Source organism: Janthinobacterium sp. PAMC25594 (assembly GCF_019443505.1).
Classification (GTDB): Bacteria; Pseudomonadota; Gammaproteobacteria; order Burkholderiales; family Burkholderiaceae_D; genus Janthinobacterium.
In genome coordinates this window covers 679,813-701,962 of sequence record NZ_CP080377.1, presented here as the reverse complement: position 1 = coordinate 701,962, position 22,150 = coordinate 679,813, and the positions used below count along the sequence as shown (strand labels likewise).

General features: G+C 66.8%; 21 protein-coding genes. 10 read left to right on the top strand and 11 right to left on the bottom strand.

Annotated elements, in window-relative coordinates; genetic code table 11:
- Positions 1–107 precede the first annotated feature (107 nt).
- The 4 genes from KY494_RS03170 to KY494_RS03155 all read left to right on the top strand — a co-directional run bounded on the left by KY494_RS03170 (position 108) and on the right by KY494_RS03155 (position 3,643).
- A complete protein-coding gene (locus KY494_RS03170) occupies positions 108–533 on the top strand; it encodes a hotdog fold thioesterase (RefSeq protein WP_219889876.1) in 426 nt (141 codons plus the stop codon).
- Positions 534–785: 252 nt separating this feature from the next.
- Entirely contained in the window at positions 786–2,366 is a 1,581-nt protein-coding gene (locus KY494_RS03165) for a methyl-accepting chemotaxis protein (protein WP_219889875.1), read from the top strand.
- Positions 2,367–2,446: 80 nt separating this feature from the next.
- A complete protein-coding gene (locus tag KY494_RS03160; RefSeq protein WP_219889874.1) occupies positions 2,447–2,983 on the top strand; it encodes a CPBP family glutamic-type intramembrane protease in 537 nt (178 codons plus the stop codon).
- Positions 2,984–3,145: 162 nt separating this feature from the next.
- The gene (locus KY494_RS03155; protein WP_374197330.1) at positions 3,146–3,643 is read left to right on the top strand and encodes a VOC family protein; all 498 of its coding nucleotides are present in this window, start codon (positions 3,146–3,148) and stop codon (positions 3,641–3,643) included.
- Here KY494_RS03155 and KY494_RS03150 read toward each other — a convergent pair.
- The 3 genes from KY494_RS03150 to KY494_RS03140 form a co-directional block, all read right to left on the bottom strand.
- Positions 3,640–6,117 (bottom strand): TonB-dependent siderophore receptor, encoded by a 2,478-nt coding sequence (locus tag KY494_RS03150; RefSeq protein WP_219889873.1) that lies wholly within the window; start codon positions 6,115–6,117, stop codon positions 3,640–3,642. The genes KY494_RS03155 and KY494_RS03150 overlap by 4 nt on opposite strands.
- Before the next feature lie 66 nt (positions 6,118–6,183).
- Positions 6,184–7,155, bottom strand: coding sequence for a FecR domain-containing protein (locus KY494_RS03145; RefSeq protein WP_219889872.1), 972 nt, complete (start codon positions 7,153–7,155; stop codon positions 6,184–6,186).
- Positions 7,152–7,658, bottom strand: a complete 507-nt coding sequence (locus KY494_RS03140; RefSeq protein ID WP_219889871.1) for a sigma-70 family RNA polymerase sigma factor — start codon at positions 7,656–7,658, stop codon at positions 7,152–7,154. The genes KY494_RS03145 and KY494_RS03140 overlap by 4 nt, the downstream gene beginning before the upstream one ends.
- A gap of 174 nt (positions 7,659–7,832) precedes the next feature.
- Here KY494_RS03140 and purT point away from each other — a divergent pair, with 174 nt between their 5' ends.
- From purT to KY494_RS03125, 3 genes are read left to right on the top strand one after another with little or no spacing between them, the layout of a single operon-like run.
- Entirely contained in the window at positions 7,833–9,071 is a 1,239-nt protein-coding gene (gene purT, locus KY494_RS03135; RefSeq protein WP_219889869.1) for a formate-dependent phosphoribosylglycinamide formyltransferase, read from the top strand.
- A complete protein-coding gene (locus KY494_RS03130) occupies positions 9,071–9,502 on the top strand; it encodes a DUF6678 family protein (protein ID WP_258194628.1) in 432 nt (143 codons plus the stop codon). The genes purT and KY494_RS03130 overlap by 1 nt, the downstream gene beginning before the upstream one ends.
- 16 nt (positions 9,503–9,518) lie before the next feature.
- A complete protein-coding gene (locus tag KY494_RS03125; protein WP_219889868.1) occupies positions 9,519–10,256 on the top strand; it encodes a hypothetical protein in 738 nt (245 codons plus the stop codon).
- Here KY494_RS03125 and KY494_RS03120 read toward each other — a convergent pair.
- From KY494_RS03120 to KY494_RS03095, 6 genes are read right to left on the bottom strand one after another with little or no spacing between them, the layout of a single operon-like run.
- Positions 10,243–10,938, bottom strand: coding sequence for an ABC transporter permease (locus tag KY494_RS03120; protein ID WP_219889866.1), 696 nt, complete (start codon positions 10,936–10,938; stop codon positions 10,243–10,245). The two genes, KY494_RS03125 and KY494_RS03120, sit on opposite strands and share 14 nt — an antisense overlap.
- Positions 10,935–12,206, bottom strand: a complete 1,272-nt coding sequence (locus KY494_RS03115; RefSeq protein ID WP_258194626.1) for a glycosyltransferase — start codon at positions 12,204–12,206, stop codon at positions 10,935–10,937. Before KY494_RS03115 ends, KY494_RS03120 begins: the two co-directional genes overlap by 4 nt.
- Entirely contained in the window at positions 12,200–13,099 is a 900-nt protein-coding gene (locus KY494_RS03110) for a hydrolase 1, exosortase A system-associated (protein WP_219889864.1), read from the bottom strand. Before KY494_RS03110 ends, KY494_RS03115 begins: the two co-directional genes overlap by 7 nt.
- Positions 13,096–13,956, bottom strand: a complete 861-nt coding sequence (locus KY494_RS03105; RefSeq protein WP_258194624.1) for a hydrolase 2, exosortase A system-associated — start codon at positions 13,954–13,956, stop codon at positions 13,096–13,098. The genes KY494_RS03110 and KY494_RS03105 overlap by 4 nt, the downstream gene beginning before the upstream one ends.
- Entirely contained in the window at positions 13,953–14,195 is a 243-nt protein-coding gene (locus KY494_RS03100) for an acyl carrier protein (protein WP_219137074.1), read from the bottom strand. The genes KY494_RS03105 and KY494_RS03100 overlap by 4 nt, the downstream gene beginning before the upstream one ends.
- A complete protein-coding gene (locus KY494_RS03095; RefSeq protein WP_219889862.1) occupies positions 14,174–14,929 on the bottom strand; it encodes a GNAT family N-acetyltransferase in 756 nt (251 codons plus the stop codon). The genes KY494_RS03100 and KY494_RS03095 overlap by 22 nt, the downstream gene beginning before the upstream one ends.
- A gap of 186 nt (positions 14,930–15,115) precedes the next feature.
- Between KY494_RS03095 and KY494_RS03090 the strand changes: the two genes are divergently transcribed.
- Genes KY494_RS03090 through KY494_RS03080 form a run of 3 tightly spaced genes read left to right on the top strand, consistent with a single transcriptional unit; the run spans position 15,116 to position 19,904 of the window.
- Positions 15,116–16,711, top strand: coding sequence for an acyl-CoA ligase (AMP-forming), exosortase A system-associated (locus tag KY494_RS03090; protein ID WP_219889861.1), 1,596 nt, complete (start codon positions 15,116–15,118; stop codon positions 16,709–16,711).
- Positions 16,708–17,967 (top strand): pyridoxal-dependent decarboxylase, exosortase A system-associated, encoded by a 1,260-nt coding sequence (locus tag KY494_RS03085; protein WP_219889860.1) that lies wholly within the window; start codon positions 16,708–16,710, stop codon positions 17,965–17,967. The genes KY494_RS03090 and KY494_RS03085 overlap by 4 nt, the downstream gene beginning before the upstream one ends.
- Complete coding sequence (locus KY494_RS03080) at positions 17,964–19,904, top strand: asparagine synthetase B (protein ID WP_219889859.1); 1,941 nt, start codon at positions 17,964–17,966, stop codon at positions 19,902–19,904. The genes KY494_RS03085 and KY494_RS03080 overlap by 4 nt, the downstream gene beginning before the upstream one ends.
- Here KY494_RS03080 and KY494_RS03075 read toward each other — a convergent pair.
- Together KY494_RS03075 and KY494_RS03070 are read right to left on the bottom strand one after the other, a co-directional pair.
- Positions 19,813–20,748, bottom strand: a complete 936-nt coding sequence (locus tag KY494_RS03075; RefSeq protein ID WP_219889857.1) for a polysaccharide deacetylase family protein — start codon at positions 20,746–20,748, stop codon at positions 19,813–19,815. The two genes, KY494_RS03080 and KY494_RS03075, sit on opposite strands and share 92 nt — an antisense overlap.
- Entirely contained in the window at positions 20,745–22,043 is a 1,299-nt protein-coding gene (locus tag KY494_RS03070; protein WP_219889856.1) for a putative O-glycosylation ligase, exosortase A system-associated, read from the bottom strand. Before KY494_RS03070 ends, KY494_RS03075 begins: the two co-directional genes overlap by 4 nt.
- Positions 22,044–22,150: the final 107 nt, after the last annotated feature.

Genomic DNA, 22,150 nt, shown 5'->3' with positions numbered 1-22,150 from the left:
CAGTTAATGTCCGTGTCACCCCATGCCATGCTGAAGGAAGGATGAAGCAGCGCGCGCGTGCCGGCTGCCCTACAATGGTTTTTTCTCCCCACTTATCCGAGGTAATCATGGAAATCTGGCACGCACCGCTCGACCTGGCCACGCTCAACGCCGCCAGCGAGGGCACGGCCATGCGCCACCTGGGCATAGTATTCACGGCCTTTGGCCCCGACTGGATCGAGGCGACCATGCCCGTCGACCACCGCACCATGCAGCCTTTTAAACTGCTGCATGGCGGCGCTTCCGTTCTGCTGGCCGAGACCCTGGGCAGCATGGCCGCGAATGCCTGCCTGGATCATCGCCGCCATGTCAGCGTGGGGCAGGAAATCAACGCCAACCACGTGCGCGGCGTGCGCGGCGGCCACGTGACGGGGCGCGCTACGCCGATACACCGGGGCCGCAGCAGCCAGGTCTGGGAAATCCGCATCGTCGACGACGACGGCAAACTGTGCTGCATCTCGCGCATCACCATGGCCGTCATCGACGCTCCTTGACTTGCATCAAGGCATTAAAAGCGAACGCGTGAAATCATCCATAACGCTGTTCGCTTATAATTCAGTGTGCTGTTGTATGGCGTGGGGTGTCTCCCGCACGCCTGCATTGCCCGAAATTAAAAGCTGACTGCCCAAAAAACGCCAGTTAGAGACCCATCCTGCACCATGCGGGAAAGGCAGCACGACGGCGAGCAGATCGCTGGTTCTAGCGTAACCGGCAACAATCAACTTTATTACAGGGTAATAACAACAATGATGTCATTCAATCGTTTGACGATAGGCGCGCGCCTGAGCGCAGGCTTCGGGCTGCTGGTCTTGCTCATGCTGGTGCTGGCCGCCTTCGCGCTGTTGCGCATCGGCGCCATCTCCGGCGCCATGGATACGCAAGAAAAAGTGCAACTGGAAAAACTCGAACCCCTGTACGTGGCGCGCGAAGCGCTCGACCAGACGGGCCTGGCCGCCCGCAACGCGTATATCTTCCATGACCTGGCCGCCGCCGAAAAAGAGCTGGCCATCCTCGACAGCCAGAAGGCGCTGTACCTGGACGCGCTGGCGAAGCTGGCGCCGCAGTTCGCCGGCGATGCCCAGTTCGAGAAAGTCAGCACGGGCCTGAAAACCATGGCGCAGCAACTGCAGCGTCCGCGCCAGTTCCGCGCCACGGGGCAGATGGAGCAGTACGGCACCTTCCTCGTCGATGAATGCAGCCCGCTGCGGCGCCAGATCGTCGCCGACATCGATGCCGTCCTGAAAAACGTGCAGCGCGAATCGGAGCAGGCCAGCGTGGCCGCGCGCGCCATCTATGGCCAGTCGCTGCGCTGGATCGGCGTGCTGGCCGCGCTCAGCGTGCTCATTTGCATTGCGGTCGCCACCGTCATCACGCGGGGATTGCTGCGCCAGCTGGGCGGCGAACCCGCATATGCGGCCTCGATCGCCGGGCGCATCGCGCTGGGCGAACTGGCCATCGACGTGCACACGCGCGATGGTGACGACAGCAGCCTGCTGTTTGCGATCAAGACCATGCGCGACAACCTGGCCGCCATCGTCGGCAAGGTGCGCCTCGGTACGGAAAGCATCGCCACGGCCTCGACCGAGATCGCTTCGGGCAACCGCGACCTGTCGCAGCGCACGGAGCAGCAGGCCGGTTCGCTCGAAGAAGTGGCGTCGTCGATGGAAGAACTGATTTCCACCGTGCGCCAGAATGCGGACAACGCCCAGCAGGCAAACCGCCTGGCGCGCGAAGCGTCCACCGTGTCGGAGCAGGGCGGCAAGGCGGTGGCCGAAGTGGTGCATACCATGGGCCTGATCAATGCCTCGTCGAACAAGATCGTCGACATCATCGGCGTGATCGACAGCATCGCCTTCCAGACCAATATCCTGGCCTTGAACGCGGCCGTGGAAGCGGCGCGCGCCGGTGAGCAGGGGCGCGGCTTTGCCGTGGTCGCCACCGAGGTGCGCAGCCTGGCACAGCGTTCCGCCGCCGCCGCGCGCGAAATCAAGACCCTGATCGACGATTCCGTCAGCAAGGTGGGCACGGGCACGGTGCTCGTCGAGCAGGCGGGCGCCACCATGCATGAGGTGGTGGCCGGCATCGGCAGGGTGACGGGCATCATGGCCGAGATCAGCCACGCCACGCAGGAGCAGGGCGCCGGCATCGAGCAAGTCAACCGCGCCATCGTCGACATGGACCGCGTCACCCAGCAAAACGCGGCCCTGGTGGAACAGGCGGCCGCCGCCGCGCACGAACTGCAGCAGCAGGCGGCGCAGCTGGAACAGGAAGTGGGCATCTTCAAACTGGCCCAGCTGGCCAGCGGTCCTTTGCGCCTGGCGGCCTGAGGCCGCTCGCACTGCAGCGCGGCGCGCCAAGCGCCATATTCCGCGCTACAATGAGAGCTGGATCACCGCCAGGACTTCTCATGCAAGTGCGCAGCAGCCACGATCTATCCAGCCCGGACGACGACCAGCCGGCGCCGCCTGTGCTGCAGCTGGCCCTTGCCGGCCTGGGGTGGGGTTTACTCACCTGCATGTTGTGCTTTGCCATCCTGTTCCTCACCAAATGGCTGTTGCCGCCCGCATACTGGGGCGCGCACACGGGCCTGGCCAAGTTCAAGCACGAAATGTCGCTGCCCCTGCTGGTGTTCTGGGTCGTCATCTATTCTCCCATCCTGGAAACCTTCCTCGGCCAACTGCTGCCGCTGGAAATCCTCAAGCGCCTGGGCGCCAGCCGCCAGCTGAGTATTTTCATCGGCGCCATCCTGTGGGCCATCGTGCATTTCATCAGCGGCGGCTTGCTGCACGCCATCGTCGCGCTGGGCTCGGGCGCCATGTTCAGCTTTGTCTACCTGCGTTACCGTGCTCCCGGCGTGGCTGTTGCCTATGCGACAACGACATTTTCCCGCGCCTGCAATAACATCGCCATCCTCGTCGCCGTGTTTTATGGCCTCGATGCCTAAGTAATCCTCAGGAAATTATTGTAAATTTATGACGAACAGAACCGGATGCTGTGCAAGGCGCCCGCAGCGCACATTGCGTGCCATGACGGCGACGAATTGACTATGATTGGTAGCCGGCCTTCCCGCGCGGGAAGGCGTTCCTTTTCGGACTAGGGAGACATCATGCACAGCGTACAAAAGATTACCCCATGTTTATGGTTCAACGGCAACGCCGAGGCGGCGGCCCGGTTTTATACGGAAATATTTCCTAATTCAAGGGTCGGCCAGATCCTGCGCTATGGCGCGGAGGGCAAGGAAATCCACGGCCAGGAGCCGGGCAGCGTGCTGACGGTGGCCTTCGAACTCGATGGCCAGACGTTTACGGGCTTGAATGGCGGGCCCCTGTTCCAGTTTTCCGAGGCCATCTCGTTCCAGGTCAACTGCGAAACGCAGGATGAAGTCGACCACTACTGGAACCTGCTGTCCCGGGGCGGGCCGCCGGAAGCCCAGCAATGCAGCTGGCTCAAGGACCAGTTCGGGGTATCGTGGCAAATCGTGCCCACCCTCATGATCCGCCTGCTGACGGACCCCGATCCCGTCAAGGCCGGGCGCGTGATGAAAGCCATGATGGGCATGAAAAAGATCGACATCGACGAGATCAAGCGGGCCTATGCAGGCTAGAAGCTGGCCCGCAAGGTCAGCTGCGCGTTGCGCGGATCGCCATAATAGCCGCTGCCGTACAGGCCGTAACCACTGTAATAGCGCTTGTCGAAGACATTATTGAGGTTCAGCACGGCACTGAGCCGCTTGCTGAACTCGTAGCGCGCCATCAGTCCCACCACGCCAAAGCTGCCTTCGTCGGCGCGTGCCGGCACGTCGCCCGCCAGGACGGTGTGGTAATACGTCCGGCCCTGCCAGTTGACATTGCCGCCCACGCTCAAGCGGCGCCAGTCGCCGCCCAGGCGGTAGCTGGTCGCCAGCTTGAAGCTGCGTTCGGGACGCGTCGTATCGATGCGCTGGCCATCCTTGTCGCGCGGGCGGCTGAACGTCGCTCCCGCCTGCACCTGCCAGCCAGGCAACAGCTGGCCTGCCACTTCCAGCTCCACGCCGCGCGTGGTGGTTCCGTCGATGGGCCGGTAGACTTCCCGTTCGTTGGCGTCCGTGCCCACGTAATCGGCCAGGTTATCTTGCTTGATATGAAATACGGCCACGCTGGCGTTCAGCTTGCGCTCGAAAAACTCGCCCTTGATGCCGCTTTCCCAGGACTTGCCCGTGGTGGGCGGCAGCGCTCTGGCGTTGGCGTCGCTGACCGATTGCGGCTCGAAGATGCTGGCATAGCTGAGATACGCGGAGTACGTGCCGTTCAAGTCGTAGACGGCGCCCGCATACGGCACCAGCCGGTGTTTTTCCTTCGCGTCGTCGCGGCCCGTGTCGCCCGAGCCATAGATCAGCTCGCCCGTGCGTTCATAGCTGTTGAGGCGGCTGCCGACGATCAGCGACAAGCCATCGGCCGGCTTGAAGCGCGCCGCGCCATACGCCGCATATTCCTTGAAGCTGTATTGTTGCGTCTGGCTGACGGTCATGCTCGACGGCAGGGGCACGTTGTTATTCCAGTGGCGGTAGTCGATTTCCACATTGCCGCCGCGATAAGCCACGTAGTCGGACTTGCGGTGACTGGCGTTGACGCCCAGCACCAGTTCATGCTGGCGGCCCAGCCACTGGAATGGACCCGTGGCGTAGGCATCGAGCGAATTGCTGTCGATGGCATAGGTTTTTGCGCCGCGCTGCACGGTGGCCAGGCCCGTCGCTGAATCCGGATAGGGACCCCAACTGATGATGTTCGCTTGCAACTGGTCCGTATCGCCCTTCCAGTGGCTCGCTTCCGCCTTGACTTGCCAGCCATTGTCGAACAGGTGCTCGGCGGCGGCGAACACGCGCGTGCTGGTGCTGCCCGCGTCCGTCCAGCGCGCTGCGGGGTTGAAGGCGCGCGCGAACCGCGTGCGGCTGCCATCCGTGTAGAACAGGGGATTCTGGCCGAAGGACGAGCCCTTTGAATCGATTTTCTGGTAGTCGATGCCCGCCAGCACGCGCGTGCGCGGCGTCAAATCCGCTTCGATGACGCCGTACACCACGCTCTTGTTCTGCTGGTAATAGTCGATGTAGGAGCCATGATCCTGATGCGCGGCCACCAGGCGCGCGCGCACGGAAGCGTCCGCATTCAGGGGGCCGGAGACATCGGCTTCCGCGCGGTAGCGGTCCCAGCTGCCGATGCCCGCCTGCGCGTATGCCTGGAACTGGCGCGTGGGTTTCTTGCGCACCAGGTTGACGGCGCCGGCGGGGCTGCCGGCGCCGCTCATCAGGCCATTCGCGCCGCGCACCACTTCCACCCTGTCGTAGATGGCCATGTCGCGGATGCCCAGGCCGTTCGAATTGGTGCTGAAGTCGAAGGTGGGCACGCCGTCGTACTGGAAACTGTTCAGGCTGAAGCCGCGCGCATAGTAGTTGTAACGCTCCGTATCGTCGTGCGAAACGGTCACGCCCGGCGTCTGCTGCAGCACGTCGGCCAGGCTGAGGACACCCTGGTCATCCATCTGCTGGCGCGTGATGACGGTCAGCGATTGCGGCGTTTCGCGTGGCGACAGGGTAAAACGCGTGGCCGTGCCGGCCAGCGCCGCCGCATACGCGCCACTGCCTTCCGTTTCCAGCGCCGGCTCGCCGCCGGCCGTGACCGTGATTTCGGCCAGTTGCTGCGCGCCATCCGCCGCATTCACCGACCTGGGCAGTGGGCGCAGGACGAAATCGTTGGGCGCCAGTTGCAGCGCCGCCAGGCCGCTGCCGGCCAGCAGCGCGTCGAGGCCGGCCGCGACACCGTAATTGCCGGACAGGCCGGCCGTGCGCAGGCCGCGCACGTCGCCCGCCTGGTAGGTGAGCGTCAGGTTCGCCGTGCGCGCCAGCTGTTCCAGCGCCGCATCGAGCGGGCCGGCGGCGATCTGCAGGGCATGGACGGCGCTGTCGCTGCTGGCCCGGGGCTGGTTTTGCTGGGCCAGGACGGGTGCCGCGCCGAGCAGCAGCAGGGTGCTGGCGACGGCGCCAGCCAGGCGGGAACGGACGGGAGCGGGGAAGGGCCGAGGGCGGGGCAGGAAAGATGGGGTCATATATCGCTATCATTTGAGTGGTATCAAGCTGTATGCCGTGCGGCCAGCCCGATCCCCTCATCTTTTTTACGCTTTTTTCAGCGTGACCCAGAAGCGCGTGCGGTACACGGCCACGATGGGCTGCGTATGCAGCAGCACGCGCAGGGCCCGCTCGGGATCGTCCAGCTGGAAGATGCCGGACACGGGCAAGCGGGCGATATCGGCATCGCACAGCAGCAAGCCATGCCGGTGGCGCGCCAGTTCGGCCACCAGCTGGCCCAGGGGCATGTCGCGCGCGACGATCACGCCATCGAGCCAGGCGGCCGGATCGTCATGGGCCGGCTCGCGCCAGATGCGCGCGCCATCCGTCAGGACGCCGTCGCCTGCCTGCACCAGCAAGGGCCGGGCCGCGCTTGCGGCTGCCTGCAGCTGCACCGCGTGTTCCTGCACGGCCAGGCGCGTCAGCATGGCATCAGCGCCCTCGGCAACAGCGAGGCGGCGCACCGTGAAACGCGTGCCCAGCGCCAGCATGCGCGCTTCGCCCGTGTCGACGAGAAACGGCCGGCGCTGCGGGTCGGCTTGCGTGGTGATGGCAATGTCGCCATGCAGCAAGGTCAGCAGCCGTTGCGCGCCATCGAAGCGCAGCCTGACGGCCGTGCCCGCATTCAGCTGCAGCAAGCTGCCGTCCGGCAGGCGCACGGCCAGGCGCTGCCCCGTGCCCGTGCGGTAGTCGGCGCGCGTGTCGATGGCGAACCAGGCGGCCGTGCCGGCAAAGCCGATGCCGGCCAGCACTTTCAGCGCCTGGCGGCGCTGGCGGCGGCGCGCCAGACTGGCGTCGAGGGTGGCGCGGCTCGCTTCCGGCGGCAAGCCCGAGAACTGGCTGCCGATGGCGGCGAGGCGCTGCCATGCCTGTTCGTGGCCGGGGTCGGCATCGCGCCAGCGCTGCAGCGAGTGCAGGGCGTCCGGGGTGGCGCCATGCATCTGCAAGCGCACGGCCCAGGCGATGGCTTGCTCCACGGGGTCTTCCGGCAAGGCAGCGGCCGTCACTGGAAATGTCACTGGAAATAGACGCGGTAGCAGGCGCGCCAGGCGCTGGCCAGGTCGCGCTCGACGGTGGCCAGCGAGACATCGAGCCTGGCGGCGATGGCGGGACCCGTCAAGCCGTCCAGTTGGGCCAGCAAAAAGGCCCGCCTGGCGCGCGGCTTGAGGGCGTCGAGCGCCGTATCGAGGCGCACCAGGGTGTCGATCAGCAGCAGCCGTGTTTCGGGCGACGGTGCCGTCTGCTCGGGCAGGGCGGCCAGCGCCTGCAGGTAGGCGTATTCCACGTCGCGGCGCCGGTAATGGTCGATCACCAGGCCTTGCGCGATGCGCGTCAGGTAGGCGCGCGGTTCGCGCAGGGCGGGCTGCGGCCGTTCGCGCCGCTGCAGCAGGCGCATGAAGGTGTCGTGCGCCACGTCGGCCGCATCGGCGCCGCAACCCAGTTTATGCCGCAGCCAGCCCTGCAGCCAGCCGTGGTGGGCGCGGTACAGGGTGGCAAGGTCGGGCGGTGCGGCAGGGTTCATGGCGGCAAGGACGATGATGGATGATCGTTAATTGAGAATCATTCTCAATTATTGCATTGCCAGCTTGCTCTGGCAAGTGCCGCCGCCAGCGGCTGCACCGTTGGCGCGCCCTGTCCAAGAGGGCCGGCATTTGCTATAGTCCCAGCCATCTTTCCAAAGCCACCTGACCCCGCCATGACCATTAGCACCAGCAGCACCAGCAACACCATCACGCCCCGCACCTTCGGCACACCGCTGTCTTCCACCGCCATCAAAGTCATGCTGCTGGGTTCCGGTGAACTGGGCAAGGAAGTGATCATTTCGCTGCAACGCCTGGGCGTGGAAGTGATCGCTGTCGACCGCTATCCGAACGCACCGGGCCACCCGGTGGCGCACCGCTCGCACGTGATCGACATGAGCGACGGCGTGGCGCTGGCCGCCCTGATCGACCTGGAAAAGCCGGACCTGATCGTGCCGGAAATCGAAGCCATCGCCACGGAGACCCTGGCGGCGCTGGAAGCGGCCGGGCAAATCACCTGCATCCCGAACGCGCGCGCCGCCGTGCTGACGATGAACCGCGAAGGCATCCGCACGCTGGCCGCCGAAACGCTGGGCGTGGCGACGTCGCCATACCGCTTCGCCAGCAGCCTGCAAGAGCTGCAGCTGGCGTGCCAGGAGATCGGTTTTCCCTGCGTGGTAAAACCCGTGATGTCGTCGTCGGGCAAGGGCCAGTCCAAGCTCGATGGCCCGCAAGATGTGGAAACGGCGTGGGCGCATGCGGCCAGCGGCGGCCGGGTCGACACGGGCCGGGTCATCGTCGAAGGCTTCATCGACTTCGATTATGAAATCACCTTGCTGACGGTGCGCGCCGTCGGCGCCTCGGGGAAGATTGAAACGCAGTTCTGCGAGCCGATCGGCCACTTGCAGGTGCAGGGCGACTACGTGGAATCGTGGCAGCCGGCCCGCATGGCGCCGCTGGCCCTCGAACGCTCGCGCGAGATCGCCCGCAAGGTGACGGATAACCTGGGCGGCCTGGGGCTGTTCGGCGTGGAGCTGTTCGTCAAGGGCGACATGGTGTGGTTCTCGGAAGTGAGTCCCCGTCCGCACGACACGGGCATGGTCACCATGGCCAGCCAGGTGCAGAGCGAATTCGAACTACACGCGAAAGCCATCCTGGGCTTGCCCGTCAACGTGGCGCTGCGCTCTCCCGGCGCCTCGGCCGTCATCTACGGCCAGTTGGAAGCGAAAGGCATCGCCTTCGAAGGCGTGGCCGACGCCCTGAGCGTGCCGGGCGCCGACTTGCGCCTGTTCGGCAAGCCCGAATCGTTCGCCCGCCGCCGCATGGGCGTGGCGCTGGCCACGGCCGACGATATCGACACGGCCCGCGCGCGCGCCGTGCTGGCCGCGTCGAAAGTCAAGCCGGTGGCGAAGTAATGGCTGGCCTGCCGCTGGCCGACGCTGGCGGCGACGACATCAAGCGCAAGCTGCGCGGCCACATCGCGCGCCGTAACCTGGCGGGAGCCGCCAACGACTGCAAGTGGAACGAGCTGCTGGCCTTCATGCGCGGGCGGACCGACTGGGCGCCGTCGTACCGCTACGGTTCCGTGTCCGGCTATGTGTCGCGCTGGGATACGGAATGGGATTACCACCCGCCGTTCCCGTTCCTGGGCGTCGAATGGTTCGACATCAGCCTGTACTCGCAAGAACACGTGGCCATGCTGCTGCCCAAAAAAATCATCGACCATGGCGTGTGGATCGTGCCGGAACTGGAACGCATCGGCTTCGATTTCGAGGTGCGCGACCGGGTGGCGCGCATATGGGGCTATCTGCCCCGTTCCTATCACGATTTTCCTCCCGCCGACTAATTCAAAGACCAATCTCATGCCTGATAACGACATTCCCCAAGTAGCGCAACCGGACGACGCCGTCGTCGGCAAGGAAGCGGGCGCTCAGATGCTGGCTGCGGCCTGCGCCGCGCGCGACGCCTTCTATGCCACCCTGGGCACGCTGGATGCCGACGTGCTGGCGCCGTTGCTCAATTCCGCCTTGATGGGAGGCCCGCGCTGGCCATCGCTGCGCCAGGCCTGGAGGGTGATCCGCCGTGCCGATTCGATCATCATCGCCAGCGATGGTTTGAGCGACCCGTTCGAAGATGAAGACGACGTGTTCGTGCCGCGCGGCCACCTGCTGGAAGTGTGCATCGAGGCGCCGCTGTCCGCCTTCGACGGCGATGCGGTGCAGGCATCGTGGCTGTTCGACGTGATTTATCAGGTCAGCCAGAACGTGGCCGACCACGGTTCCATCGACTTGCTGCTGCAGCGCCATGGCAGCGTGTCGATGGTGCTGGACGTGCGGGATGCGCCGGCAGGCCTCGAAGACGAAAACGAACAGGTGGGCGTGCTGCTGACACAGGGCACGGCCACGCTTCCCCCTTCTTTCGACACGCCATATGGCGCAGTGATGCTGCTGACCGCCACCGTGCTGCAGCCGGCCGAACTGGCGCACATCGGCGCGGCCGCCGACAAGGCGCAGTCGCGGCGCGATCTGGCCGCCGCGCTGGCCGCCTCGCCGACGGGGCATTGGAGCGTGGCCCAGCGGCCGGCCGTCATTCCCCGCTAGGTTTTTCGACCGGCGGCGCGGCCGGTTCTTCCTTTGTCGGTGCCTCCTTTGCTTCCATGACGGCGGGCGGCGGTTCTTTCCACTTGCCCGCCGCCTTCAGCTTGTTCTTCAGCCCCGGCAAGGGAAAGCCCAGCGCATAGGCTTTTTGCGCGTGCGCGCTGGCTTTCTCGTATTCCTTCTTTTTTACATACATCAAGCCCAGGTTGTACTGGATGGTGGCCTGCTCGGGCGCCAGGCGGCTGGCCGCGTCCAGCTGCTCCAGCGCCATGGCATCCTGGCCCGTGGCCAGCAAATAGCTGCCGTACACCATGCGCGCCGTCACGTCGTGCGGCGCGTAGGCGATCGCCCGTTCGAAGTAGCAGCTGACCGTGTAGCGGGCGCCGACCGGCTGCGCGCTTTTCAGGCGCAAGCCCAGTTTCGCCATCGAGGCCAGCGCCCGGTGGTGGTTCGGGAAGTGCTCCAGGGTGTAGCTGATGTCGCCGCCCAGGCTGCCCGTCATGCCTTGCGTGAGCGTTTCCACGGCGCGCGAAAAATGGAATTGTTCGACCACGGACAGGTCCTTGCGGTCTTCCGCGCTCGTGTAGTCGCCGCCCGTGGTGCCCTTGACGTAGGGCGGGCAGTCGGCGGCGTCGGCGCTGGCGCAGCGGGCGGCCAGGGCGCAGGCAAGTATCAGGTGCTTCATGCGGTTCTCCTGTGGCTGACCTGGTCCAGCACATCGGCCAGGGCGTTGCTGCGGGCTTGCCGCGATTGCAGGGCGATGGCCGCGGGGCTGGCCAGCGGCGCGCGGCCCTGGCGCGCCAGTTCCAGGAAGCGCAGCAGCGCGCGCGCGCAATCGGCGCTGGACGCCAGCTGGCCGATGGTGTCGATGCCGCAGTGGCGCAGCTTGGCCGCGCTGTCGCCCGCCAGGTCGGTCAGCGCCAGGATAGGGCGGCGACAGCGCAGGTATTCATACAGCTTGGCGGGAATCTGCGCATTGCAATTGGCCGCCTGCAGCAGCAGCAAGCCGTCGGCGGCCAGCATTTCCTGCAGCGCCGCGCCATGCGGCTGCAACGGTTCCAGGCGCACCAGGTCGAGGATGCCGTATTTCACCAGCAGGCTGGCCAGCCATGCATCGTGGCCCGTGGCGCGCAGCACCAGCTGGAAATTGCGCGCATGCAGCACGCCGTCGTGGCGCAGCTTTGCCAGCGCCTCGAACAGCGCTTGCGGATCGCGCTCGGACGGGTAGATCACGCCGCTGTGCAGCAGCAAAAAGCGGCTGCGGTGGCCCGTGCGCGCAGGATTGCCGTCATGGCCGTCTTCGTCGTAGCCGTTCTCGATCAGATGGAAGCGCTCGCGCCCCACCTGTGCCAGGCGTCGCCGGTGGGCGTCGATGGCGCCCGGCGTGGTGCAGACGATGGCCGCGCTGCGCGCCGCGATGCGCTGTTCTATCCACGCATGCATGCGGTGCAAACGCACTTCGGACGGATATGGCGCCAGCGGGTCGCTGTCATCGAGCATGGGGTCGCGCTGGTCGGCGATCCACGGCAGGCCGCTGAGTTTTTGCAGGGTCAGCGCGATCAGGTGCGCCGTGGCGATCGGGTACGTCGACCAGATGGCGTCGGGGCGGTACTCGCGGATCATGCGCAGGCCGGCCGGCACGGCGCTCAGCCACCAGGAACTCCAGCGGTCGGGCAGCGCCAGGCAGCGCGGATAGCGCCCGGCGATGGACAAATGGCGTGCCGCATCCAGCGCCAGGGTGCGCCGCACAGTGGCGCGCTCCCCGATCTGCGCCAGCTGGGACACGCCTGTTTGCGCATACGCGACAGGGCTGGGACTGAGCACCAGCGGCTGCCAGCCGCAGTCGGGCAAATGGCGCGCGAAGCCCAGGGTGCGCAGGATGCCGCTGCCGCCGGCCAGCGGCGGAAAATGGTAGGCGACCATCAGCACCCGTTTTGGCGAGGTACTTACCATGACTGCAGCCAGCGTACGCACAGCTGTTCCACTTCGCCGCGCCAGGCGGCGCTGGCAAACGTGTGGTTGGCGCCAGCCACCTGCGCCTGCGTCCATGGCGCGCGGGCGACGACGGCGCGCCAGGCCCCGTCACCATGGAGCAGGGTTTGCCACTCGCGCGCGCCCAGGTCGTCGCCGCTGAGGATCAGCAGCACCTTGCCCTGGAATTGCGTCAGCGCCCGCAGCAGGGCCGGCGCGGGCGCGTCGTCCTCCTGCGCTTCCTGCGTCTGCTTCTGCGCCTGCGTGGCGGCCGCCACCTGACGCAGCGACGCCAGGCTGGCGCCCAGCTGCACTCCGCCTTTGGTCAGCTTGCGCCAGAACGCGCCTTGCAGCAGGCGTGGCAAATAGTAATGGCGCAAGGTGGCGCGCGCCAGGCCGGCGCTGCTGCGTACCCACGGATTGAGCAAAATCAGGGCATTGACGCGCGCGTCGCGCGGCGCATGGCAGGCGCCCGCTGTGGCGCCGTCGCACAAGCCCCACAGCGCCACTTCGCGCAACGATGGCACGGCGTCGAAGAATTGCGCCAGCGCGCCGGCGATGTCGGGGCCGGCGGCGCGGTAGTCGCGCGCGCTGCCCTCGCTGTCGCCCATGCCGCGCAGGTCGAAACGCAGCACGGGCCAGCCTTGCGCGGCCAGGGCGCGCGCCAGCAGGACGAACTGGCGGTGGCTGCCGACCCGGTACTGCGGCCCGCCCGTGACGATCAATATGCCGCGCGGGCCCGGTACGGCGGGCAGGCTGAGGATGCCGACCATGCGCGCCTGCGCTTCACCGTCTGCGGCCGCGCTGCGAAAGCGCAGGGCCAGCTCGCGCACGCTGTGCCCTGTGAGGTGCTGCTGACTGCTGTCGCGTTTCATGGCGGCGTCCTTTCTTCGTCGAGCCAGTCGCGGCACAGGGTGCGCGTGGCGGCCAGCAGCTGCGGACACGCCAGCAGCTCGCCGCTGTGCCAGAACGGGCCGTCGCCGAAGCTGGCCACGTGCACGGCGGCGCCCTGTTCGCGCCAGTGGCGCGCCAGCGGCGGCAATGGCGAGGCCGCTTGTTCCGGCGCCTGGTAATCGAGCCAGTAGACGGGCACGGACGGCAGCAGGGCGGACGCGCTGACGCCATCGATGGCCAGCGCCAGCTCGGGCGCCAGCAGGTAGCCGGCCACTTCCACAGATTCACCCTGCGCCAGTGCCGCGCGCGCGTGGCCGGGCGCTTCCTGCGTGCCGCCGGCCAGCATGCTGGTCGCCAGGCGCAGGCGCAGGAAGCGGTCGATGCCGCGCCGTCCATCGGCTTCCGGCTGCCATAGCAGCAAACGCGCCAGCGGCAGCGGCGCGCGGCTGGCGAAATCGAGGGCCAGCAGGGCGCCCAGGCGCAAGCCCCACACGCTCAAGGGACCGTCGACGCGCTGCGCCAGCCACGCGCAAGCCAGGTGCAGGTCGTTGTGCCAGATATCCCAGCGCGCTTCGCTGAAGTCGCCGCTGCTGTCGCCGCAGCCGTACAGGTCGATCTGCAGCACGCTGTAACCCAGGGCGGCAAAGGCGCGCGCCTGCGCGGCGGCCACGTGGCGGCTTTTGTTCAGTTCTTCCGCGAACGGATGCACGTAGATAATGCCGCCGCGCGCGCCGCGGCCCGGCGGTGGCAGGTGCAGCAGGCAGTAGCGCTGGCCGCCGCTGGCGGGCAGGAAGAAGGGCAGCAGCGGCAGCGCGTCGAGGGCGGCGCCGTTCATCATCGCAGCTGCGCAAACACGAAGTCGTGCAGGGTGCCCACGGTGGCGAAGTGGCGCGCGTGGATGTCGTCGTCGGCGACGATGATGCCGAAATGGTCTTCCAGCGCGGCGATCACGCCGATCACGGCCATCGAGTCGAGTTCCGGCACGCTGCCCAAGAGCGGCGTGTGGGCTTCCAGCGCACGCCCGTTCAAGCCCAGCGTGGTGTCGAGGATGCGTTTTACTGCTTCAAGATGCGGCATGTCAGCTCCAGGGAAGGGTAGTGCGGCAGGGACGAGGTATCGAAGGCGAGGCAGGGGATGTCGTCCGGGCGGCGCGACAGGTGGACATACGGCGGCAGGCTGGCGGCCATCCATTGCCAGCGTCCGCAGCGGAGAAAGGTGGCCGTGCCCAGCGCGTGCGTGCCCAGGCGCGCATGGGCGCCCAGCGAGGCGCGGTTGAAGCGCGAAATGCGGCTGCACGACCAGCGCACGCCCTGCGCGTGCAGCGCGGCGTTGGCTTCTTCCCACAGCCGGGCGAAGACCAGGCCGCCGCGCTGCTCGGGATGCACCCACACGTCGAGGTCCCACGACGACTGCTGCGACGCCAGCGCATAGCGGGCGCGCACCTCGTCTTCCTGGCAGCCGTGGCGCAGCAGCCAGATCCAGCCGGCCATGCCAGACTTGTCACGCGCCACCAGGCATTGCGCGCCCTGGCGGTAGCGTTCGCGCAGCGCGCCGGGGCGGCGTGCGGGGCCGGGCGGCAAGTCCGCCTCCGCCAGGCAGGGCATGACGGTGATGGCCTGGCCGCGCCCGCGGCACAGCGAACCGGGCGCCACGGCTTGCGCGACGAATTGATAACGATATAGCGCGCAGCGCCCGCCCGGCACGCGTTCCAGCAGGCGCGCCACGGCCAGCCAGGCGCTGTCGCGCCAGCCCAGCTGATTGAGGCTGGCGCTCAACCGTTGCAGCAGGGGAAATTGTGGAAACAGGGCCATGGCGGTAAGGGATGAGGCGGCTATGCAGCCAACGCTGTCCATTAGAGCGCAGCGGCCAGCGGCGGTCTTGCGCCGGCTCAAGCTGTGTTGCTGAAACTGTTAATTGATCAAAATCAAGACCGCTGTGGCCGTTTGTCTGAATCATAGGGGAATGCATGGCAATCATGGCAACCCGGGGATGAAACGATGGCGACACTGATACACGATCTGATCTTCGACACGGCGCAGCGCGCGCCCCACGCGCCCGCCCTGTCGTGGCAGGGCGAGGAAACAAGCTATGCCGCGCTGGCGCAATCCGTGCGCGAAGCGGCCGGTACCTTGCTGACGCTGGGCTTGCGGCGTGGCGCGCGCGTGGCCGTGTACCTGGAAAAACGCCCGGAAAACGTCAGCGCCATGTTTGGCGCGGCGGCGGCAGGCGGCGTGTTCGTGCCCGTCAATCCGCTGCTCAAGCCGGACCAGGTGGCGTATATCCTGGCCGATTGCAACGTGGCCATCCTCGTCACCTCGCGCGAGCGCCTGGCGCAGCTGGGTCCCGCGCTGGCCGCCTGCCCGAACTTGCAGACGGTGCTGCTGACGGGAGAATCCCTGCCGGAATCGCACCTGGGCAAGCTGCGCGTGCTGCCGTGGACTGCAGTGCCCAGCAATGTGCCCGCGCCGAGGCCGCATGCGGCGATCGACACGGACATGGCGGCCATTTTGTATACCTCGGGCAGCACGGGGCGGCCGAAAGGCGTGGTGCTGTCGCACCGCAACATGCTGGCCGGCGCGCTCAGCGTGTCGTCCTACCTGCGCAACACGCCGGATGACCGTATCCTGTGCGTCCTGCCGCTCAGCTTTGATTACGGCTTGAGCCAGCTGACGACGGCCTTTGCCAGCGGCGCCTGCGCCGTGCTGATGAATTATCTGCTGCTGCGCGACATCGTCGAGGCCGTGGAGCAGGAAGCTATCACGGGACTGGCCGCCGTGCCGCCCCTGTGGGTGCAGCTGGCGCAGCTGAGCTGGCCCTTGTCCACGCCTTTGCGCTACATCACCAATTCGGGCGGCGTGATGCAGCGCTCCACCTTGGACAAGCTGCGCGAGTCGCTGCCGCGCGCGCAGGTCTACCTGATGTATGGCTTGACGGAAGCGTTCCGTTCCACGTATCTGGCGCCGGAACAGCTGGAGCGGCGCCCCGATTCCATCGGACAGGCGATCCCGAACGCGGAAGTGCTGGTGCTGCGCCCCGACGGCAGCGTGTGCGACGCCGACGAGCCGGGCGAGCTCGTGCATCGTGGCGCGCTGGTGGCGCTTGGCTACTGGAACGATGCGGCGCGCACGGCCGAGCGCTTCAAGCCGCTGCCGCCGCAGGCGAGCGGCCTGGTGCTGCCGGAACTGGCCGTCTGGTCGGGCGACACCGTGCGCCGCGATGCGGATGGCTATCTGTATTTCGTGGGGCGCAGCGATGACATGATCAAGACGTCCGGCTACCGGGTCAGCCCGGCCGAGATCGAGGAAGTCGCGTATGCGAGCGGGCTGGTGGGCGAGGCGGTCGCGCTGGGCTTGCCCCATGCCGTGCTGGGCCAGGCCATCGCCTTGCTCGTCACGCCCGCGCCCGGTGTCGCATTGCAGCGCGACAAGGTGCTGGCCGCCTGCCGCGCGCGCCTGCCCAGCTATATGGTGCCGCTGTGGCTGGAAATCCGCGACGGCGTGCTGCCGCGCAATCCGAATGGCAAGATCGACCGTCCCTTGCTGGCCAGGGAACTGGCGCGTGCATATGCGGTCCAATCAGGAGGTGCGGCATGAAGGATTTGATCCGCTCGAACAGCACGGAATTGCCGTCGCACGCGGCCCTGGGCCAGCAGTTCGCCGTGGAAAACGACATGCTGCAGGTCGGTGGCGTGTCCTTGCAGCGGCTGGCCCAGCGGGTGGGCAGCACGCCGTTTTACGCATATGAGCGCGCGCACATCACGCGCCGCGTGGCGGAACTGCGCGCCGCCTTGCCTGCTGGCGTGCATGTGCATTACGCGATGAAGGCCAATCCCATGCCGGCCGTGGTGCAATGGCTGGCGGGTCTGGTCGATGGCATTGACGTGGCCTCGGGCGGAGAACTGGCCACCGCGCTCGATACGCCCATGCCGGCCGAACGCATCAGTTTCGCGGGGCCGGGCAAGAGTGATGGCGAACTGGCGCGGGCCGTGGCGGCGGGCGTCCTGATCAACGTGGAATCGGGCGCCCAGCTGGAAAGGACGGCGCTGGCCAGCGAACGGCTGGGCGTGGCGGCCAGGGTGGCCGTGCGCGTGAATCCCGATTTCGCCCTGCGCCGCACGGGCATGCGCATGGGCGGCGGGGCGCAACCGTTTGGTGTCGATGCGGCCCTGGTGCCGGCGCTGCTGGGCCGCATCGGTCAGCTGGGCCTGGATTTTCACGGCTTTCACTTGTATGCGGGTTCGCAAAACCTGTCGGCGGCGGCCCTGGTGGAAGCGCAAGCGCTCAGCGTGCAGCTGGCCCTGCAGCTGGCCGACAGCGCGCCATCGCCCTTGCGCACCCTGAATATCGGCGGAGGCTTCGGCGTGCCGTATTTTCCCGGCGACCAGGCGCTCGATCTGGCGCCCGTGGCCGCAGGCTTGCAGCGGCAGCTCGATCTGCTGGCCCAGGCGGCGCCCGGCGTGCGCCTGAACCTGGAACTGGGCCGCTACCTGGTGGCCGAGGCCGGTATCTATGTGTGCAAGGTGATTGAGCGCAAGCAGTCGCATGGACAGGTATTTCTCGTGACGGATGGCGGCATGCACCACCACTTGGCCGCTTCCGGCAATTTTGGCCAGCTGATCCGCAAGAATTACCCGGTCGCCATCGGCAACCGGCTGCACGGCGGGGGGCGCGAAGTGGCGTCCGTCGTGGGGCCGCTGTGCACGCCACTGGACTTGCTGGCCGACCAGATGGAGATGGCGCGCGCCGGGGAGGGCGACCTGGTGGTGGTGTTCCAGTCGGGCGCGTATGGCTTGACGGCCAGCCCGACGACCTTTCTCGGCCATCCCTTGCCGGCCGAGGTGCTCGTATGAGCGGCCTGTGCGGTTGGCTGGCGGCGGGCGGTGCAGCGCAGGGCGGCACTACGGCCGATGGCGCCGCGCCCACCGCGCTGGCCGGCATGGCCGCGCCCCTGTCGCGTTTCGATGGCGCGCCCCTGGCCGCCAGCTTGAGCGAAGTGGGCGGCGTGGCCGTGGCCGCCATCGACGGCAGCCGCCATATATATCAGCAAGATGGCTTGCAAGTGGCCATCTGGGGCCGGCCCGTGCTCCACGGCTCGGCCGACGACGTGGCGTCCCGCCTCGCATCCCTGTGGCTGAGCCGGGGCGTGGCCGCCTGCGCCAGCCTGTCGGGGCCTTTCTGTTTAGCCATCCTCGACGCCTTTTCTGGCTCGGCCCTGCTGGCCGTGGACCGTGCCGGCATCCACCCCCTCAGCTATGCGAGCAATGCGCAAGGCCTGTTTTTTGCCTCATCGATGGATGCCTTGCTGGCCCATCCGTCCGTGCGGGGCGCGCTCGATCCGCAAGCGCTGTATCACTATTTGTATTTCCACATGGTGCCCGGCCCGGCCACGGCCTATCTGGGCCAGCAGCGCTTGCTGCCCGGCGAATACCTGCATGTGCGCGGCGGCAAGCAATGCAAGGGCAGCTACTGGCAACTGGCCTTCCACGAGCCGGCAGCAGGGCGTGCGCGGCGCAGCTTCGCCAGCAACAAGCAGGAATTCCTGCGCCTGCTGCGCCAGGCCGTGGAAAGCAGCCTGGGCAATGATAGCGCCAGCACGGGCGCGTTTCTCAGCGGCGGCACCGACAGTTCCACTCTGGCCGCCATCATCGGGCAGGTGACGGGCCGCCCCGCGCGCACGTACTCCATCGGCTTCGACGCGCCCGGCTATGACGAAATGGCGTATGCGCGCCTGGCCGCCAGCCACGCGGGCAGCATCCACCACGAGCGCTACGTGACGCCAGACGACGTGCTGGCCGCGATTCCCGCCATGGCGGCCGTTTTCGACCAGCCTTTCGGCAATGCCTCTGCCATTCCCGCCTACTATTGCGCGCAGATGGCGCGCGACGATGGCGTGACGCGTTTGCTGGGCGGCGATGGCGGCGACGAATTGTTTGGCGGCAATGAGCGCTATGCGCACCAGGCCTTGCTGTCGCAATATGAACGCTTGCCCGTCATGCTGCGCCAGGCCATCATCGAGCCGCTGCTGTTCCGTGAGCGGACAAGTCAATCGTGGCGCTTGGGCGACAAGGCGCGCCGCTACATCGAGCAGGCGAGCCTGCCGCTGCCGGCCCGCCTCGATGGCTACAACTTGCTGCTGCGCCATGGTTATCGCACGGTGCTGGAAGCGGGTTTTATCGACACCATCGACCCGGGCATGGCGCCCGGCTGCGTGAATGGCGCGTATTGGGAGCGGCAGGGCCAGGGCTTGAGCCAGATCAATCAGTTGCTGGCGCTGGACATGCGTTTTACGTTGGCCGACAACGACTTGTTCAAGGTGCGCAAGGCGTGCGAGCTGGCCGGCGTGGAAGCGGCGTTTCCCTTCCTGCACGACGCGATGGTGGCGTTCGCGTCGCGCCTGGCGCCGCGCGACAAGCTTGACGGCAGGCAGTTGCGGCCCTTCTTCAAGCGGGCACTGGCGGAAATCCTGCCGCCGGCCATCGTGCGCAAGAAAAAGCACGGTTTCGGCTTGCCCTTCGGCCAGTGGCTGCACAGCCACGCGCCGCTGCGCGAGTTTGCGTTCGATAACCTGACGCAGTTGCGCGGGCGCGGCATCGTGCGGCCCGCCTTCATCGACGATTTACAAGGGCGCTTGCTGGCGGAGCACCCTGCCTACCACGGCACCATGGTGTGGCTGCTGCTGATGCTGGAACAGTGGCTCAGCCAGCATCCGAGCGCGCTGGGTGCGCTTGCCGACGGTTTTGCCGCAAGCGCCACAGAAACGCCAGCCGTCCTCGATCCCACGGCGTAAAGCGGGGCAGCTGCAGCAAGTCCAGCCCCGCGCCGGGGCGCGCCACGCCCCAGTCCGTCGCCACGGCCGCCGTGAACCCCAGGCTGCGCACCATCGCCACGTGGGATGCGCCGTAATCGCGCCCGGCCTTGCCGTTCGGATACGCAAACACGGTGACGGGCGCCTGGATCAAATTTTCCAGCTGATGCTTGCCGTTGGCGATGTCCAGCCGCGCCTCCCGCTCCGGCAAGGTGGACAAGATCGGATGGCTCATCGTGTGCGCGCCCAGCGCCATGCCTGCCGCCTGTAATTGGCGCAGCTGCGCCGTGCTCAGCATGGCTGGCGCTCCGGCCGTGGCGCTCGCCTGGCGGCGGATCTGCATGGACAGCTGCTGGCGCCGGTCGAACGGCAGGTACTTGAGCTGGCCCAGCAAGGTGGCGATGGCCGCTTGCCGCTGCGCCAGATCGGCGACGGGCAGGCGGTCCAGCCCGAGTTCGCGCAAGTCGAGTACGGAACCTGGCGCCTGACGCACGGCCTCGATCACCGTGTCGTTCCACATTTGCCCGCCGTCCAGGTAGCCCGTGGCGATAAAAAACGTGGCGTGCAAGCCGTGGCGCTGCAGCAGCGGCAGTGCCACTTGCGCATTGTCCGCATAGCCGTCGTCGAAGGTGATGCAGGCGGCGCGCGGCGGCAGGCTGCCATCCTGCAGCCGCTGCACGGCCTCGGCCAGCGGCAGCGGCGCATAGAAACGTTTTACAAGGCGCAGCTGGCGCTCGAACAGGGCCGCATCGACTTCGCCGGGAAACAGCGGGTCGGGCCGCGCCAGCACGCGGTGGTAGATCAGAATCGACAAGGTGGCGCTCATGGCTGCTCCGCGACGGCGGCCCGGGCCTTGGCCCTGGCCTGGCGCCATGTGGGGGCCGGCGCCTGCCGCTCGACGATGATGCGCGTGGCGATCAGGGCGGCCATCAGGTAATACGGCATGTCGAAATACAGCAGGCTGAGGAAGGCGCCGCCCACGGCAAAGCCGATCAGGCTGGCCTGGCTCATGGTGGCCAGGCCGTGCGCCCAGCGCAATTCCGGCTGGCCCCGCGTGCGGCGGATGATGACGGCCGCCGTGCGCCAGGTGGCGATGCCCAGCGCCAGGTAAATCAACAGGCCGACGAAGCCGTGTTCGCCCAACACCTGGAAGTAGATGCTGTGCGCCGCGTGCACATCCATGGGGTTGGGCGCGTAGCGGGCAAAGATGGCGGCGTCGGACACGTCGAAGCCGCCGCCCAGGAAACGGTCGCGCGCCAGGTTCCAGGCCATGCGCCAGGCATTCAGGCGGCCCATGGCGGATTCATCCTCCTGGTAGGTGTTGATGGTATCCATGCGCTCGGCCCAGCGTTCGGGCATGAAGGCCAGCAGCAGCGGCGCGACCGCACCGAGCAGCGCGCCCAGCACCAGCTTGCGGTCGCTTTTCAGCCACATGAACAGGCCCATGGCGGCAATCGCCAGCAGCGCGCCGCGCGAATACGAGCCCAGCGCGGCCAGGGCCGACAGCAGCATCGCCGCGGACAAGCCATGGCGCACCCAGCGTCGATGTTTTTCCGTGTTTTGTTGCAGGTAATACATGAGGGGAATGGTGATGATCAGGGCCAGGGCCAGCGCATTGTTATCCCCAATAAATGTTTCTTCCGGTCCCCAGACCCGCTCCGTGCCGCCGCTGCGGATGGTGAAGATGCCGCCCTTCACGCCGTAATAGCCGATCGAGCCCACTAGCACCCACACGAGGCGCACGATGTCGCGCCGCGTGCGTATCACCATCATGACCACAAAGCTCATCAGCATGATCTTCATGACCTTGTTCCACTGCACCCACGACGACTCGGGCAACAGGGCGAACGGGGCCGTGATATTCATCCACGCCACGAACAGCAGCAGCAGCACGCTGACGGGCGTCAGCGGCAGGTTTTTCGGCTCGCGCGTCATGAACAGGCTGACCATGGTGGCGATGGCGATGATGAAGGCGAACGGCAAGTGGGTGGCAAAGCCCCAGGCCTGCGTGTGGGGATTCATCACGCTGACCCATACCCACATCAGGCCACCGATGGCCGGTGACTTCAGGATGAAGGGCAGCGAACCGAGGATGATGATGGTAATCAGTATGTCGCGCATGAAGGGGGACGCTCCTGGTTTTGCCTGCATGGTCTTGACGCCTGTCAACGGGCTGGCGGGCAGGCTCGGTACACTGGCTCAACACTGTCCAGCACGTTGTTGAGTCC